Source organism: Embleya sp. NPDC005971, from assembly GCF_040629175.1.
Lineage (GTDB): Bacteria > Actinomycetota > Actinomycetes > Streptomycetales > Streptomycetaceae > Embleya.
Window position 1 is genome coordinate 113,302 of sequence record NZ_JBEXUX010000021.1, and the last position, 14,740, is coordinate 128,041.

At 70.8% G+C, this 14,740-nt stretch carries 16 protein-coding genes; 9 read left to right on the forward strand and 7 right to left on the reverse strand.

The features are described from left to right. Positions 1-14: 14 nt before the first annotated feature. Complete coding sequence (locus tag ABZ374_RS20335; RefSeq protein ID WP_360312905.1) at positions 15-1,343, reverse strand: D-arabinono-1,4-lactone oxidase; 1,329 nt, start codon at positions 1,341-1,343, stop codon at positions 15-17. 150 nt (positions 1,344-1,493) lie between these two features. On the opposite strand from ABZ374_RS20335, the gene ABZ374_RS20340 reads away from it, so the two are divergent. Together ABZ374_RS20340 and ABZ374_RS20345 are read left to right on the forward strand one after the other, a co-directional pair. Further along, the gene (locus ABZ374_RS20340) at positions 1,494-2,627 is read left to right on the forward strand and encodes a ferrochelatase (protein ID WP_360312907.1); all 1,134 of its coding nucleotides are present in this window, start codon (positions 1,494-1,496) and stop codon (positions 2,625-2,627) included. Positions 2,628-2,681: 54 nt separating this feature from the next. Then, entirely contained in the window at positions 2,682-3,473 is a 792-nt protein-coding gene (locus tag ABZ374_RS20345; RefSeq protein WP_360312909.1) for an inositol monophosphatase family protein, read from the forward strand. A 153-nt stretch (positions 3,474-3,626) separates the two neighbouring features. On the opposite strand, the gene ABZ374_RS20350 is transcribed toward ABZ374_RS20345, so the two are convergent. Continuing rightward, on the reverse strand, positions 3,627-3,800 hold the full coding sequence (locus ABZ374_RS20350) for a hypothetical protein (protein WP_360312911.1): 174 nt from the start codon (positions 3,798-3,800) through the stop codon (positions 3,627-3,629). Positions 3,801-4,143: 343 nt separating this feature from the next. Here ABZ374_RS20350 and ABZ374_RS20355 point away from each other — a divergent pair, with 343 nt between their 5' ends. From ABZ374_RS20355 to ABZ374_RS20365, 3 genes are all read left to right on the forward strand, one after another. After that, entirely contained in the window at positions 4,144-4,797 is a 654-nt protein-coding gene (locus tag ABZ374_RS20355) for a response regulator transcription factor (protein ID WP_020555846.1), read from the forward strand. A 296-nt stretch (positions 4,798-5,093) separates the two neighbouring features. Next, complete coding sequence (locus ABZ374_RS20360) at positions 5,094-6,278, forward strand: HAMP domain-containing sensor histidine kinase (protein ID WP_360312964.1); 1,185 nt, start codon at positions 5,094-5,096, stop codon at positions 6,276-6,278. A 216-nt stretch (positions 6,279-6,494) separates the two neighbouring features. Beyond that, positions 6,495-7,445, forward strand: coding sequence for an acyl-ACP desaturase (locus ABZ374_RS20365; RefSeq protein WP_360312913.1), 951 nt, complete (start codon positions 6,495-6,497; stop codon positions 7,443-7,445). 76 nt (positions 7,446-7,521) lie between these two features. On the opposite strand, the gene ABZ374_RS20370 is transcribed toward ABZ374_RS20365, so the two are convergent. From ABZ374_RS20370 to ABZ374_RS20380, 3 genes are all read right to left on the reverse strand, one after another. Beyond that, positions 7,522-8,718 carry an ABC transporter permease gene (locus ABZ374_RS20370; protein WP_360312915.1) on the reverse strand — a complete coding sequence of 399 codons (1,197 nt, stop codon included), beginning with the start codon at positions 8,716-8,718 and terminating at the stop codon, positions 7,522-7,524. Then, positions 8,715-9,620: an ATP-binding cassette domain-containing protein gene (locus ABZ374_RS20375; protein WP_360312917.1), complete on the reverse strand. Its 906-nt coding sequence runs from the start codon at positions 9,618-9,620 to the stop codon at positions 8,715-8,717. The genes ABZ374_RS20370 and ABZ374_RS20375 overlap by 4 nt, the downstream gene beginning before the upstream one ends. A gap of 123 nt (positions 9,621-9,743) precedes the next feature. Continuing rightward, on the reverse strand, positions 9,744-10,262 hold the full coding sequence (locus ABZ374_RS20380; RefSeq protein ID WP_360312919.1) for a gamma carbonic anhydrase family protein: 519 nt from the start codon (positions 10,260-10,262) through the stop codon (positions 9,744-9,746). A 249-nt stretch (positions 10,263-10,511) separates the two neighbouring features. Between ABZ374_RS20380 and ABZ374_RS20385 the strand changes: the two genes are divergently transcribed. After that, positions 10,512-10,808, forward strand: a complete 297-nt coding sequence (locus ABZ374_RS20385; RefSeq protein WP_020555852.1) for a DUF4193 domain-containing protein — start codon at positions 10,512-10,514, stop codon at positions 10,806-10,808. Positions 10,809-11,084: 276 nt separating this feature from the next. On the opposite strand, the gene ABZ374_RS20390 is transcribed toward ABZ374_RS20385, so the two are convergent. Both ABZ374_RS20390 and ABZ374_RS20395 read right to left on the reverse strand, forming a co-directional pair. Continuing rightward, positions 11,085-11,534, reverse strand: coding sequence for a DUF3093 domain-containing protein (locus tag ABZ374_RS20390; RefSeq protein ID WP_360312921.1), 450 nt, complete (start codon positions 11,532-11,534; stop codon positions 11,085-11,087). 32 nt (positions 11,535-11,566) lie between these two features. Then, entirely contained in the window at positions 11,567-12,460 is an 894-nt protein-coding gene (locus ABZ374_RS20395; protein WP_360312923.1) for an SDR family oxidoreductase, read from the reverse strand. Positions 12,461-12,558: 98 nt separating this feature from the next. Here ABZ374_RS20395 and ABZ374_RS20400 point away from each other — a divergent pair, with 98 nt between their 5' ends. The 3 genes from ABZ374_RS20400 to ABZ374_RS20410 are packed head-to-tail and all read left to right on the forward strand — an operon-like array spanning position 12,559 to position 14,481. Then, positions 12,559-13,140: a PaaI family thioesterase gene (locus ABZ374_RS20400; RefSeq protein WP_360312925.1), complete on the forward strand. Its 582-nt coding sequence runs from the start codon at positions 12,559-12,561 to the stop codon at positions 13,138-13,140. Continuing rightward, the gene (gene dut, locus ABZ374_RS20405) at positions 13,137-13,661 is read left to right on the forward strand and encodes a dUTP diphosphatase (RefSeq protein ID WP_360312927.1); all 525 of its coding nucleotides are present in this window, start codon (positions 13,137-13,139) and stop codon (positions 13,659-13,661) included. Before ABZ374_RS20400 ends, dut begins: the two co-directional genes overlap by 4 nt. A gap of 1 nt (position 13,662) precedes the next feature. Next, on the forward strand, positions 13,663-14,481 hold the full coding sequence (locus ABZ374_RS20410; protein ID WP_360312929.1) for a DUF3710 domain-containing protein: 819 nt from the start codon (positions 13,663-13,665) through the stop codon (positions 14,479-14,481). Positions 14,482-14,740: the final 259 nt, after the last annotated feature.

The following is a 14,740-nucleotide window of genomic DNA, read 5'->3' on the forward strand; positions in this document are numbered from 1 at the left end:
CCGGCGGCCTCGGCTCAGTCGCCCAGCACCCGACGCAGGTAGTCGTTGCCGAAGCGGCGCTCCGGATCCACCCGGTTCCGGAGCGCCGTGAAATCGGCGAACCTCGGGTAGAGCTTCGCGAAGTAGTCCGCGTCGCGGGTGTGCATCTTGCCCCAGTGCGGGCGCCCACCGTGCCCGACCATGATCTTCTCCACCTCGGTGAAGTACCGCTCGTGCGGCGTGCCCTTGTACATGTGCACCGCGATGTAGGCGGTGTCGCGGCCGTACGCCGTGGACATCCACAGATCGTCCGCCGGGGCCACCCGCACCTCCACCGGGAAGCTGATCGGCAGATTCGCGGCCTCCACGAACGCGCGCACCTCGGCCAGCGCCGCCGTCGCCGCCTCGCGCGGCAGGGCGTATTCCATCTCGATGAAGCGCACCCGGCGCGGGCTGGTGAACACCTTGTGCGAGGTGTCCGAGTAGGTCCGCGCCGACAACGCGCGGCTGGACAGTCGTGCGATCGAGGGCACCGTTTTCGGCGCGCGCTGCCCCACCCGGCAGGCGAGCGAGAACACCCCGTTGGACAACAATTCGTCGTCCAGCAGAAAACGCGCCTTCGAAAGCGGCTTCGCCGGTCCCTCGATCCGGTTGTTCCGCTTCACGTTGCAGTTGTCGGTGTGCGGAAACCAATAGAACTCGAAATGCTCGTTGTCGGCGCACAGCGCGTCGAAGTCGGCCAGCACCGCGTCGAACTTCATCGGTTCCTCGCGCGCCTCCAACAGGAAGCTCGGCTCCACCGCGAACGTCAGTGCGGTCACGATGCCCAGCGAGCCCAGACCCACCCGGGCGCCCGCGAACAGTTCCGCGTTCTCGGTCGGCGAGCAGGTGGTGATCTCGCCGTCCGCCAGCACGATCTCCATGCCCAGGATCTGCGCCGCCAGCGAGCCGGACGCCCGCCCGGTGCCGTGCGTGCCGGTCGAGGTGGCGCCGGCCAGGCTCTGCACCGCGATGTCGCCCATGTTGGCCAGCGCCAGGCCGTAGCCGGCGAGCAGCGTGTTGAAGTCGCTCAGGCGCATCCCGGACCCGACCGTGATCGTGCCCGCCGCGCGGTCGAGCGCGTGCACCTCGGTCAGCCCCTCCGGCCGGATCTGCACCCCGTCGGTGACCGCGACCGACGTGAACGAGTGCCCCGCGCCGACGGCCTTGACCGCGAGACCCTGCCCGGCGGCCCGGCGCACGATGGCCGAGATCTCCTCGGCCGATCTCGGAGTGAGCACCGAGTGCGGCCGCGCGGACTGGTTCCCGCACCAGTTCCGCCAGGTGGGGGGCGTCTTGGAGACGGCGGGGGTGGCGCTGCTCAACGGGTTCCTCCTGGGGTCGCCGTGGGATCAGCCGGACATTACTCGCCGGTCATCGGACCGGGAAGGGGTCGCGCACGGTTGCGCCGCAACTCACGCCCGCGTGGGTGGGGTGTACGGGCCGGCGGGGGCGGCGATGCGAGGATCACAGACATGCACGCGACCCAGGCCCCCGACCCCAGTCCGTTCGACGCGCTCCTGGTGCTCTCCTTCGGTGGCCCGGACGCCCCCGACGAGGTGCTCCCGTTCCTGGAGAACGTGACCGCGGGGCGCGGGGTCCCCCGCGAACGCCTCGAGGAGGCGGCCGGCCACTACGCGCACTTCGGCGGCGCCAGTCCGATCAACGCGCAAAATCGCGCCCTGATCGCGGCGGTCGAGGCCGATCTCGCCGCGCACGACGTGCGGTTGCCGGTCTACTGGGGCAACCGCAACTGGCGCCCGTATCTGGCGGACACCGTGCGGCGGATGGCCGACGACGGGATCCGCCGCGCCGCGGTCCTGGTGACCAGCGCCTACGCGTCCTACTCGGGCTGCGCGCAGTATCACGAGAACCTGATCGAGGCCCGAGCCGAAGTCGGTGATCGGGCCCCGACGTTCGACAAGCTGCGGCACTTCTTCAACCACCCCGGCTTCGTCGAGCCGCTCGTGGACCACGTACTGACCGCGCTGGCCGAACTGCCCGAGCCGGTACGGGCCGGCGCCCGGCTGGTGATGGTCACCCACTCGATCCCCACGGTCACCGCGCGCACCGCGGGCCCGGCCGGCGGCGGCTACGTCGCCCAACACCGGGAGACCGCGCGCCTGGTCGCCGAGGGCGTCGCCCGGGTGCTCGGCCGCGAGCACGACTGGGATCTGGTGTACTCCAGCCGCAGCGGCCCGCCGCAGGTGCCGTGGTTGGAGCCCGACGTCAACGACCACCTGGTGCGCCTGCGCGGCGAAGAGGAGGTGCCGGCGGTGGTGCTGGTGCCGATCGGGTTCCTGTCCGACCACATGGAGGTGGTCTACGACCTGGACGTGGAGGCCGCCGCGACCGCCGCGCGGATCGGGCTGCCGGTGAGTCGGGCCGCGACCACGGGCGCCGACCCCAGATTCGCGGGCGCGGTGCGCGAGTTGTTGCTGGAGCGCGCCGCCGCGGTGCGCGGCCGAGCGCCCGCCCGCTGCGCGCTCGGTGCGCTGGGCGCCGCACACGACGTGTGTCCGGTGGGTTGTTGCCCCGACCCGCGGGCGCTGCGCGCGGACCCGCAGGCCGCCGCCCGGGCGCCACGCGGGGCGGCGCTGCACGGGTAGCCGGCGCGCTCGCCGGCGGCGCCGGGCACCCGGTGCCGCCGGCAGGATGGGCGCATGACGATCGACACCGCGGAACTCCTGGCCATCGCTCGCGACGCGGCCCGGCACACCGGCGGCTTCCTGTTGCACGAGCGTCCCGCCGACCTCGGCGTCGCGGCGACCAAGAGCAGCCCCACCGACGTGGTCACCGAGATGGACACGGCCGCGGAGAAACTGATCATCGAACGGATCCGCGCCCACCGACCGCACGACGGCTTCCTGGGCGAGGAGGGCGAGGCGAGTGCCGGCAGCAGCGGCGTGCGCTGGGTGATCGACCCGATCGACGGCACCGTGAACTACCTGTACGACCTGCCCGGCTGGTGTGTGTCGATCGCCGCCGAGACCGCCGAGGGCACCCTGCTCGGCGTGGTCGAGGTGCCCGTGGTCGGCGAGACCTTCCACGCCGTGCGCGGCGGCGGCGCCTATCGCAACGGCAAGCCCGTCCACTGCCGCCCCGCGGCCCCGTTCGCCCGGGCGCTGGTGGCGACCGGATTCGGCTACACCACCCCGCGGCGCACCCGCCAGGCCGCGGTGATCGGCGCGCTGCTGCCGAGCGTGCGCGACCTGCGTCGCGGCGGTTCGGCCGCGATCGACCTGTGCTCGGTGGCGGCAGGCCGCGTCGACGCCTACTACGAGCGCGGCCTCAACCCCTGGGACGTGGCGGCGGGCGCGCTGATCGCCCGCGAGGCCGGGGCCGAGGTGATCGAGGACCTGTGGCCCGAGCCCGACGGGTCGAGCGTGTGCCTGGCCGCCCCCACCGGGCTGCGCGCCGAACTCGAGGCGGCCCTGGCCGCTCTGCACGCGTAGACCCGGAGCGGGCGCGAGGCCCGGATCGGGTGATCCGGGCCTCGCGACCCTCGGCCCGACAGCCGAACCCCCGGCGTCCGCTCGGGACCTCGCCGGGGGAAAGAAACTGGTGCGGGTGCTGTTCGCCTGCGGTTCGGGTGTCGTCTCGGTGGCTCAGGCGCTTTCGCGAAGCACCCGCACGCCATGCTCCGACGCCATCCGCAGCAGGTCGTCCAACTCGGACTGCTCGACTTCGACCAGGAAATCGTCGCCGGTGTCGCAGGCCTGCTTCAGCGCTTGCTCGGTCTCACGTATGCGTCGCAGTACGCCGGCCGTGAATTCGTCCATAAGGCCGCCCCAATGTCACTCGTCGTCGCCGGTTTCGGTTGTCCTACCCCCCGTGCAACGCCGGGGAAACCACCGATCGGGCCTTGGGCGGCCCCCGATCCGGGGGTCTGACCAGGGGACTTGTCCCGCCCAACGGCACGGTGTCGGACTTTCCGGGGCGTACCGGAATCCTTCCCTCACTCGGGGGGTGCCGTAACGTCCGCGGCCGGACCGTTCCGGACCGGTCCGGCCGGGCCGCCCGCCCGCCCCCTGGGCCGTCGGTCGGCTTACTCGGGCTTTACCGGGGCGCGGGGGAAGATGGACAACGGATCCATCCCCTTTCATCGAGCAGGAGGCACAGCCGGTGCGGGTTCTCGTAGTCGAGGACGAGCAGCTCCTGGCGGACGCGGTCGCGACCGGGTTGCGCCGGGAAGCCATGGCCGTCGACGTCGTATACGACGGTGAGGCGGCGCTGGAGCGGATCGCCGTCAACGACTACGACGTGGTGGTGCTCGACCGGGATCTGCCGATCGTGCACGGCGACGACGTGTGTCGGGCGGTGGTGGAGACCGGCATCCCGATGCGGGTGCTGATGCTCACCGCCGCCGGCGACGTCAGCGATCGGGTCGAGGGCCTGGAGCTGGGGGCGGACGACTATCTGCCCAAGCCGTTCGCGTTCAGCGAGCTGATCGCCCGGGTGCGCGCACTCGGCCGGCGAGCCGTCTCGCCGCTGCCGCCGGTGCTGGAGCGGGCCGGCATCCGGCTCGACCCGAACCGGCGCGAGGTGCTGCGCGAGGGTGTTCCGGTGCACCTATCGCCCAAGGAGTTCGCGGTGCTGGACGTGCTGATGCGCGCCGACGGCGCCGTGGTCTCGGCCGAGCAACTGCTCGAGAAGGCCTGGGACGAGAACACCGATCCGTTCACCAACGTCGTGCGGGTCACCGTCATGACGCTGCGCCGCAAGCTCGGCGAGCCGCCCGTCATCCTGACGGTGCCCGGCGCCGGATACCGCATTTGAGGACCGCCATGAACGACAGCTCTCGGGCCGTCCCGGCGGAAGCCGGAAGTACCGCAGCCGGCTCCGCGCAGCCGGCCGCGGGCGCCTCGACCGCGCCCACGAAGCCGAGTCCGACCCCCACGAAGCCGGGCCCGGCGATCAAGTCCGGTCCACCGCCGCGCCCGGGCCGCCCGCCCCAGCCGCCACGACCCAGCGCGCCGCCCAAGCCCAACCGCGAGCCCGCCCGCGACCCGCAGCGCCCGGCCGCCGGCGGCCGACGGCTGATCCTGGGCCGGGACGCCGACGACGCGGCGGAGATGTCCCGGCTGTCGCGGATGGCCCCCTCGCAACTGCCCGCGATGTTGCGGTCCACCATCAAGATGCGACTGACCGCGCTGTACGGCGGGATGTTCCTGATCGCCGGGGTGCTGCTGCTGGGCACCGTCTATCTGCTGGTGCGGCAGAGCCTGACCGAGGGCCGGCTCAATCTGAGCCTGGCGCCGGACACGCTGATGACCATCAACGGCGTGCCGATGACGCCCGCCCAGTTCGAGAAGTGGCAGAGCATCCAGCAGGTCCGTCAACGCGACGCCGCGCTGAACTCGCTGCTCCAGCAGTCGTTGCTGGCGTTGCTGCTGCTGTCGGTGATCGCCTTCGGCTTCGGCTACGTGATGGCGGGTCGGGTGTTGCGTCCGCTGGAGCGGATCACCTCGATCGCCCGCGAGGTGGCCGGATCCAACCTGCACCGGCGGATCGACCTGGACGGGCCGGACGACGAGTTCAAGGAGCTCGCGGACACCTTCGACGACATGCTCGATCGGCTGGATCGATCGTTGGAGTCGCAACGCAAGTTCGTCGCCAACGCGTCGCACGAGTTGCGCACGCCACTGGCGATCAACCGCACCCTGCTGGAGGTCGCGCTCGGCGATCCGGAGGCGTCCGTCGAACTCAAGCAGCTCGGCAAGACCCTGCTGGCCACCAACGAGCGCAGCGAGGGACTGATCGAGGGCCTGCTGCTGCTGGCCCGCAGCGACAACGAGCTGACCGAGCGCAAGCCGGTGGACCTGGCCGAGGTGGCCCGCCGCGCGGTGGACCAGACCGGCGCCGAGGCGTCCGAGCGCAAGGTGACCCTGCACGACGAGCTGGGTCCCGCCGTGCTCCAGGGCAACGGCGTGCTGCTGGAGCGGGTCGCGATGAACCTGATCCAGAACGCGGTGCGCTACAACCGGGCCGGCGGCATGGTCGACATCTCCACCGAGTCCACCGCGGGCGTCGCGGTGCTCACCGTGGTCAACACCGGGCCGGTGGTGCCCGGCTACGAGGTGGACAACATGTTCGAGCCGTTCCGGCGGCTGCGCACCGAGCGCATCGCCAGCGACAAGGGCGTGGGGCTCGGGTTGTCCATCGTGCGCTCGATCGTGCGCGCACACGGCGGCTGGATCGAGGTCGAGCCGCGCGAAGAAGGCGGCCTGATGATGCGGATCGGCTTCCCGGCGGGCTGAGCCGGGTCGGCGGCGGGCCCGGCACGGCCGGCCGCGCGACCCGATTTCGTCGTACATGTGTACGAGAGTCGTGGATCACATTTCCGTCTTGGGGTGGAACCAACCTACGCTGTCGTAAGTTACGGAATCGTAGGGACGCGTCGTGCGGGCGATGCACAGCGCCGTCCTCCGTGTCTGCCGCTGTACGACGTTGTCTGCCTATGCCCTGGAGAGCCGATGAACCTTCTCGTCCCCGCCCCGACCGGTGAGCACCTGCTGCGCGAGCTGGAGCAGGTCGTCGCCGTCGAGCTGGACCGCCACCTCGCGGTGGCCAAGGAGTGGTTCCCGCACGAGTACGTGCCGTGGAGTGCCGGTCGCGACTTCGACGGCGTACTCGGCGGCGAGGCGTGGACCCCCGAGGAGTCCGGGCTCACCGACGTCGGGCGGATAGCGCTGACGCTGAACCTGCTCACCGAGGACAACCTGCCCAGCTACCACTACGAGATCGCGGCGATGTTCGGTCGCGACGGCGCGTGGGGCACCTGGGTGCACCGCTGGACGGCGGAGGAGGGCCGGCACGGCATCGCGATCCGCGACTACCTGATGGCCGCCCGGGCCGTGGACCCGGTCGCGCTGGAGCGCTCGCGGATGGAACACATGGAGGCCGGCTACCAGGGCGACCACATGGACAACCCGCTGCACGTGATCGCCTACGTGACCTTCCAGGAACTGGCCACCCGGGTCTCGCACCGCAACTCGGGCCGCACCTGTGGCGACCCGATCGCCGAGCAACTGCTCGCGAAGGTGGCCACGGACGAGAACCTGCACATGGTCTTCTACCGCAACCTGCTCAAGGCCGCCTTCGAGATCGCCCCCGACCAGGCGATGCAGGCGGTCACCGAGATGGTCACCGACTTCCGGATGCCCGGACACGGGATCAGCGGCTTCGAGCGCGCGGCGGCCAAGCTCGCGGTGGGCGGCGTGTACAACCTGCCGATCCACCAGAACGACGTGATCCTGCCGGTGCTGCGCCACCTCAAGATCATGGAGCGCACCGACCTGGGCCCGGAGGGCGAGAAGGCCCGTGAGGAGCTCGCGCTGTTCCTGGGCGGCCTGGACTCCCAGGTGGTGCGCTTCGAGGAGCGCCGGCTCGCCCTGGAGGCCCGCAAGGCGGCCAACCGACGCTGAGGTCGGCCCGACCGCAACACGCCGAGGCCCGCCGCCCCCTCGGGGACGGTGGGCCTCGGCGCTCGTGCCCGCCGGGTCAGCTCTTGCGGGCCGACCCGCCCAGCGACTCCTTGAAGCCGACCTTGCCGCCCATCCGCAACACCGCGCCCTCGTACATCCGGGCCGCGAGCCGCACCAGCGCGACCAGGGCCAGCAGCGCGATCGCGAACGCGGCCAGGTTCTCCGCCACCGAGACCTCGTCCGCCGCGGTCATCGCCGGTTGCAACATCGCCGAGAACGGCGGCACATAGGCCAGCACGTGGGCGAGCGTGCCGCCCTTTTGGCCGAGGAAGATCGCGGCCAGGAACGAGGCGATCAGCAGCGAGGTCATCGGCGTGACGACGTTCTGCAGATCCTCCTGCCGGGAGACCCGGGCCGCGGCGGCGGCGAACAGGCACGCGTAGATCGCGTAGCCCACCACGAACCACAGCAGCACCAGCGCCACCGGATAGATCATCGCGCCCGTCAACTCGATGGTGCCCAGCGCCGACGCGGCGGCCAATCCGACCACCGCGGTGACCAGCATCTGGAGCAGACCGAGCAGGCCGATCCCGAGGACCTTGCCGGTCAACAGCGCCCGGGCGGGCACGGTCGCCAGCAGGATCTCCACGATCCGGCTGGATTTCTCCTCGACCACACCGCTCGCCACCCACATGCAGAACAACATGAGCATGCCGTAGAGCACGAGCGTGCCGACGAACGCGATGCCCTTGCGGGCGTCGCGCTGGTCCGCGTCCGGATCCAGGGTGGTCTTGGGCATCGGCGCGATCGTCGAGGCCTGGTTCACCGCGCCCGGGTCGATGCCCGCCGTACCCAGCCGCCGGTCGCGCTCCACGGTGGCCCAGGAGCTCTGCAGGACGGCCGCCAACGGGTCGGCCAGCTTGCTGTCCACCAGGATCCGGCCGTCGTCCACGACCGCGTCCAGCTTCCCGTCGGAAAGCGCCTTCTCGGCCGCCGCGCGATCGGCGACCGAGCCGATCCGCACGTCCACGTCCAGCAGCGTCGCCTGGTGCCGGGCGGTCTGCGCCAACTCGGTGTGCCGCGGGCCGAGGAAGGCCACGTCGTACTTGTCCGAGCCGCTGCCGAGCGCGGCCGGGATGGCCACCGACGCGAGCAGGATGGCCAGCATCACCCCGACCGAGACCTGAAAGCCCCGGTCCCGGATGCGCTCGGTGAACTCGCGGCGCGCGACCAGCCGCACGGCGGACCAAAACGTGCTGCCGCCGGTGCTCACGCGCCGACCTCCGTCCCGTTGACGACCTCGCGGAAGAGTTCGGCGAGCGAGGGGGTCGCGGGCGCGAAGGCCAGCACCCGGCCCGCCGCCCGGGCCGCGTCGAGCAGCGTCTGCTCGCTCGTCCCGGCAAGCAGTTCGACCAGCACCGTGTCCTCCTGCGCGGAGAGCACCTTGACCCCGGACACCTCGTCCGCCCAGCCCGTCGGCGCCTGCGCGAGCCGCACCCGGTAGCGCACCGCGCGGTCGTCCCCGCGCAGCTCGGCGACGGTGCCGACGGCGTGCATGCGTCCCTTGTTGATGATCCCGACCGCGTCGCACAACGACTCGACCAGTTCGAGTTGATGGCTGGAGAAGACCACCGAGGCACCCGCGGCGGTGCGCTCGCGCAGCACGCCGGCCATCACGTCGACGCCGACCGGGTCGAGACCGGAGAACGGCTCGTCCAGCACCAGCAGCTCCGGCTCGTGCACGAGCGCGGCGGCCAACTGCACCCGCTGCTGGTTGCCCAGGGACAGGGTCTCCAGCCGATCCGTCGGCCCGCCCGCCACCTGGAGCCGGTCCAACCAGTGCTCGGCCGACTCGTGCGCCCGGGTCCGCGTCATGCCGTGCAACTCGGCCAGATAGACGAGCTGATCCCGGATGCGCATCTTCGGGTACAGCCCACGCTCCTCGGGCATGTAGCCCCACCGTCGTCGCATGCCGCGGTCCACCGGCGCGCCGCGCCAACGGATCTCCCCGGCGTCCGACGCCAACACGCCCAGCGCGATGCGCATGGTCGTGGTCTTTCCGGCACCATTGGTACCGACGAAACCAAACATTTGGCCTGGTTGTACGGTCAGTGAGAGGTCGTCGAGGACGACCTTCCCACCGAACCGTTTGTCCAGGCCGGCCAACTCGAGCACAACACTCCCCGTGTGATTCCCAGCCCCCCGTGTCGCACTTATATACGGGGGCGAACGGGGCCTTCAAACCGAAGCGGGCGTGTGCGATCCGCCACACCCGCCGGTCGTGGCGCCTCGTGCCGATCAGTCGATTCGGTACAGGTCCCGACGGAATCGACGACCGTTCTCGACGTAACTGCGCACCGCCTCCGCGAACGCGCCGGGCGCGACCGCGTTCTCACGAATCTTCGCCGGCACCCCGAGCGCCATCGCGTAGGACGGCACCTCGATCCGATTTCCGACCACCGCACCCGCTCCCACCAGGGCACCTGTGCGCACCACGGCCTGATGCATGACCACCGCGCCGTTGCCCACCAGGCAACGATCCTCGATCACGCAGCCCTCCAAATGCACAATGTGACCGATCACGCACTCGTCGCCCACTACCGTCGGCCACGGCGCCGTCGTGTGCAGTACGCACCCGTCCTGTACCGACGTACGCTCGCCGATCACGATCCGGCCGTGATCGGCGCGCAATACGGCACCCGGCCACACCGTAGAATCCGCGCCGATCTCCACGCTGCCGATCACGACCGCGTCGGGATGCACATACGCATCGGGGTGCACCTTGGGCACTTGATCACCCAGCGCGTAGACCGTCACGATTCCTCCTGGTTGTGCAGGGCGGTACGGGGTTACAGTGGCCCCCCATCCAACCAAGTCACCTCTTTGGGGGTTCGGTTGGGTGTCGATTGCGTAACGAGCCTTGATGTAAGGCAAAATCTGCGCTCCGGGTCGGGCACAACTCCGGCCCCTCGCGCGTTACGTGCGCTGAAGGCATCGTCCACGAAGGTCCTCGGGCGATGTCCGCATGACCCAGCACCGCAGATCCACCCGGAGGGGGAGAGGTACATGGCAACCGACTACGACACCCCGCGTAAGACCGATGACGACATCAACGAAGACAGCATCGAGGAGCTGAAGGCTCGGCGCGTGGACAAGTCGGCCGGTTCGGTCGACGTCGACGAGTTCGAGCAGGCCGAGTCTCTCGAGCTTCCCGGTGCGGACCTCTCCAATGAGGAGCTGTCCGTCCGGGTCGTCCCGAAGCAGGCCGACGAATTCACGTGCTCCAGTTGCTTCCTGGTGCACCACCGCAGCCAGCTCGCCAAGGAGAAGGACGGCCAGGCGATCTGCAGCGACTGCGCCTGATCGTGTGCGGTCGAGGACGACCGGCGATGAACGGCAACCCTGCACACGCCATACGGGTACCGGCAGGAGTTGGACCGTCGACGTTCGCCGAGCGTCCTTGAACGCGAGAGCACGATACGGAGCGTGGGAAACGATGAAACCGCACGCATGACGTACGAAGTCGAACGTCCGCCGATGCACCGGCGGGCGTTCTTGACTGTCCGGTGCCCGACTCGGCGCCGGATCCCGCACGCACTCCCGGCTCGCCCGAGCCGGGATCGATCCGTCCGCGTCCGGTCAGGCGCGGGCGCGCAGCGCGGCCACCACGTCGACCAGACGTTGCGGGTTGCGCGAGGACAGATACAGGTAGGGCGTGGGGTCGGCCGGGTCGGTGACCTCGATCCGCGCGGCTCCCGGGATGTACGCACGCAGCACCATGAACGCGCGCGGGTCCGCGTTCTCCATCCGCAGCGAGCGGGCCTGCTCGGGGTCGAGCGCGACGCCCGCACCGAGCGCGGTCAGCGGAATCCTGGCCCGACCCGCCAGCAGCTCGGTATCGGTCACGGTGATCCGCGCCGCGCCGTAGGCACTGGTGGCCCAGGCCGTCAGGGCGCCCAGGGCCAAGGCGAGCACGATGGTGGCCACGATCCCGAAGGCCAGGCCCACCAACCCGCCCGAGACGGCCATCAGGACGGTCAGGGCCCACCACGAGGCCGGCACGCCGAGTCGTTCGCTGTACGCCTGCATGGCACCAGCCTGTCATGGGCGGCCGACGCGGTTCAGCGGGGGCCGTGCCGCCGGGTCAACCGGGCCAGCGCGCGGGTGACCCGCTCCGGCGGCGTACGCAGGCCGGTCGCCACCCCTTTGGCGTAATCCGAAAGAGCGGTCGGGGCCACCAGGTCGAGCAGCGCACCCGCCCTGGCGTCGTTGCCCACCAGGTAGCGCGGCCGGGGTCTGGGCACGCTCAGCGCGACGCGTACGGCGTGCGCGACCGGCGTCGGAGCGGGCAGCGCCTTCGCCCGGCGCGCCACGTCGTCCACGAGGTCGTAGGAGTCGTTGTAGGCCGACGTCTTGCGCGGCGGCAGCCGGGACATGCCGCGCTCCCAGATGTTCGTGCCGAAGCTGCCCGGCTCGATCAGCACCACCTTGACGCCGAACCCGGCCGTCTCGATCCGCAGCGCGTCGGTGATCGCGGCCAGCCCCTGCTTGCTCGCGCAGTACCAGCCCACGAACGGGGTCGAGACGCGGCCGGAGAGGGAGGAGATGTTGACGATCCGCCCGTCCCGACGTCTGCGCATCTGCGGCAGCACCAGCCGGGCGATCCGCGCGGGCGCGACCAGGTTGGTCTCCAACTGGGCGCGGATCTGCTCGTCGTCCACGTCCTCGATCGCACCCGGCTGCGCGATCCCGGCGTTGTTGACCACGGCCCACGGGCCGCCCGCGGTCATCTGGGCGATCTCGGTGAAGGCCTGCACCGTCGAGGTGGCGTCGGCGACGTCGAGCAGGACCGTGCGCACGCCCACCTCGGCCCGCTCGGCGGCCTCGCGCAGGCGCTCGGCCCGCTCGTGGGTCCTGGCCGTGCCGATCACGTCGAAGCCGGATCCGGCCAGCTCCAGGGCCACGGCAAGGCCGATCCCACCGGTCGCCCCGGTGACGACCACACTCTTGGTCATGCGCTTCCTTCCGTCCCGCGCCCCTTTCGGGCCGCGGCGCCGGCGGCTCCCAAGCCGCTGCGCGGGTGTCGGTCGGAACGACGGTAGTGTCCTTCGGCGTGAGTCGACCAACATCCCTGACCCCGCCTCCGGAAGCGGTGGTGCCCCGGCTCCACCCGGACGCGCCTCCTCCCGGCACCGAGCTGGGCGAGCACTACAGCGACTGCTTCGGCTGCGGCGAGGCCGCCCCGGGCGGGCTGCGCATTCGCGCGCGCGCCGGCGAGGGCGTCTCCGTGGACGCCGAGTTCACCGTCACCGCGCTGCACCAGGGAGCCCCGGGCCTGGCCCACGGCGGGCTGCTGACCTGCGCGTTCGACGAGGCACTCGGCGCGATCGGGTACATGCTGCACACCACGGCGGTGACCGGGCACCTGGAGACGGACTTTCGTCGCCCGGTGCCGGTGGGGTCCACGCTGTACATCCACGCGTGGTGCGAGGCGGTGGCCGGCCGCAAGATCTACCTGCGCGCGGTGGGCCGGCTCGACGCCCCGGACGGACCGGTCGCGGTCGAGGCGGCGGCGCTGTTCGTGAGCGTGGGACTCGAGCACTTCGTCGACAATGGACGTGCGGAAGACGTACAGCGCGTCATGGACAACCCCGACCTGATGAAGGCGGCCCGAGCGTTCGAGGTGAACCCGTGAGCACGAGTGTGGACATCCTGGTGCGCCGGCTGGACCCCGAACTGCCGCTGCCCGCGTACGAGCACCCCGGCGACGCCGGCGCCGATCTGGTGACCGCGCAGGACGCCGAGATCGCCCCCGGTGAGCGTGTGGTGCTGCCCACCGGCATCGCGATCGCGCTCCCGGACGGCTATGCCGCCTTCGTGCACCCGCGCTCCGGACTCGCCGCGCGGTGCGGAGTATCCCTGGTGAACGCCCCAGGCACCGTCGATGCGGGATACCGTGGCGAAATCAAGGTTGTCGTGGTCAACCACGACCTGCGTACGCCGGTCGTTTTTCGTCGCGGCGACCGAATCGCCCAACTCGTGATCCAACGAGTCGAGCGAGCGGGGTTCCACGAGGTCGCCGAGTTGCCCGGTTCCGGGCGCGGCGAAGGCGGCTTCGGATCCACCGGCGGCCACGCCGCGATCGGCGTTTCGAGCGCCGGGGCGGCGGGCAACGCGGGCATGCAAGACTCGGCTTCCGACAGGGAAGGACTGTGACGTGTTCGGTCGTCGCCGACGCAGCGAAAAGGATGATCTGCCCGTCGAGGAGCACGATGACCTCGACGGCATCATCGAGGACGAGGGCGATGCCGACGAGGCTTCGAGCGACGGGGCCGGGCAAGGCTCCGACGACTCGGACCTCGACGAGCTGAGCCGACCGATCCCGCCCGCGCCCCGGCCGGACGGTCCGTGGGACTTCGACGAGCTCGAGGACCCGCACGAGGACCGCATCGACCTCGGCGGGATGCTGATCCCGAGCGACCCGCGGATGGAGTTGCGGGTCGAGGTCTCCAACGACCTGATCATCGCGGCCACCGTGGTGCTGGAGGACAGCGGTCTGCAACTGCAGGCGTTCGCCGCCCCGCGTAACGAGAGCATCTGGCACGAGGTGCGTGCCGAGATCGCCTCCGGGATCACCCAGCAGGGTGGCATCGTGGACGAGCAGGACTCCGGCCTGGGCTGGGAACTGCGGGCCCAGGTGCCGGTCCAGCTTCCGGACGGCACACAGGGCCACCAGTTGGTGCGCTTCGTCGGTTGCGACGGGCCGCGCTGGTTCCTGCGCGGGGTGATCTCCGGTCGTGCCGCGGTGGACCCCGCGGTGGGTGCCGACCTGGAGAGCATGTTCCGCGACACCGTGGTGGTGCGCGGCAACGAGCCGATGGCGCCGCGCGACCCGATCCTGCTCCGCCTGCCGGAGAACGCGCAGGTCGACCCGAACAGCGGGCTCGCGGTGCCGCCGCAGGGCGCCGAGGAGGACCGCTTCGCGGGCGACCTGGACCCGTTCCAGCGTGGCCCGGAGATCACCGAGGTCCGGTAACGGCGCAGGTCCCCGAGAGACACCGAAGCCCGGTTCCGCCGAAAGGCGGGGCCGGGCTTCGTGCATGTCGGGGGCGTGGGCGGGGCGTGGGTGGGGGCGTGGACGGGTGTGGCACCGGCCCGCGCGCGGGCGCGGTTCCGGGGGCGTCGAATCTTGATGTCAAGGGCGCGTCAAGAAGGCATATGGGTGCGTTAGGGCGCCGCCAACGCTTTCGGTTTTGCCCTGTTTATGAGGATTTTTGACGGCTTGGAAGTGCTAT

Excerpts from the sequence above, each read along its gene's own strand:
- ABZ374_RS20340 (WP_360312907.1), top strand. The coding sequence starts at position 1,494 with ATGCACGCGACCCAGGCCCCCGACCCCAGTCCGTTCGACGCGCTCCTG.
- ABZ374_RS20345 (WP_360312909.1), top strand. The coding sequence starts at position 2,682 with ATGACGATCGACACCGCGGAACTCCTGGCCATCGCTCGCGACGCGGCC.
- ABZ374_RS20350 (WP_360312911.1), bottom strand. The coding sequence starts at position 3,800 with ATGGACGAATTCACGGCCGGCGTACTGCGACGCATACGTGAGACCGAG.
- ABZ374_RS20360 (WP_360312964.1), top strand. The coding sequence starts at position 5,094 with ATGTCCCGGCTGTCGCGGATGGCCCCCTCGCAACTGCCCGCGATGTTG.
- ABZ374_RS20365 (WP_360312913.1), top strand. The coding sequence starts at position 6,495 with ATGAACCTTCTCGTCCCCGCCCCGACCGGTGAGCACCTGCTGCGCGAG.
- ABZ374_RS20385 (WP_020555852.1), top strand. The coding sequence starts at position 10,512 with ATGGCAACCGACTACGACACCCCGCGTAAGACCGATGACGACATCAAC.
- ABZ374_RS20390 (WP_360312921.1), bottom strand. The coding sequence starts at position 11,534 with ATGCAGGCGTACAGCGAACGACTCGGCGTGCCGGCCTCGTGGTGGGCC.
- ABZ374_RS20395 (WP_360312923.1), bottom strand. The coding sequence starts at position 12,460 with ATGACCAAGAGTGTGGTCGTCACCGGGGCGACCGGTGGGATCGGCCTT.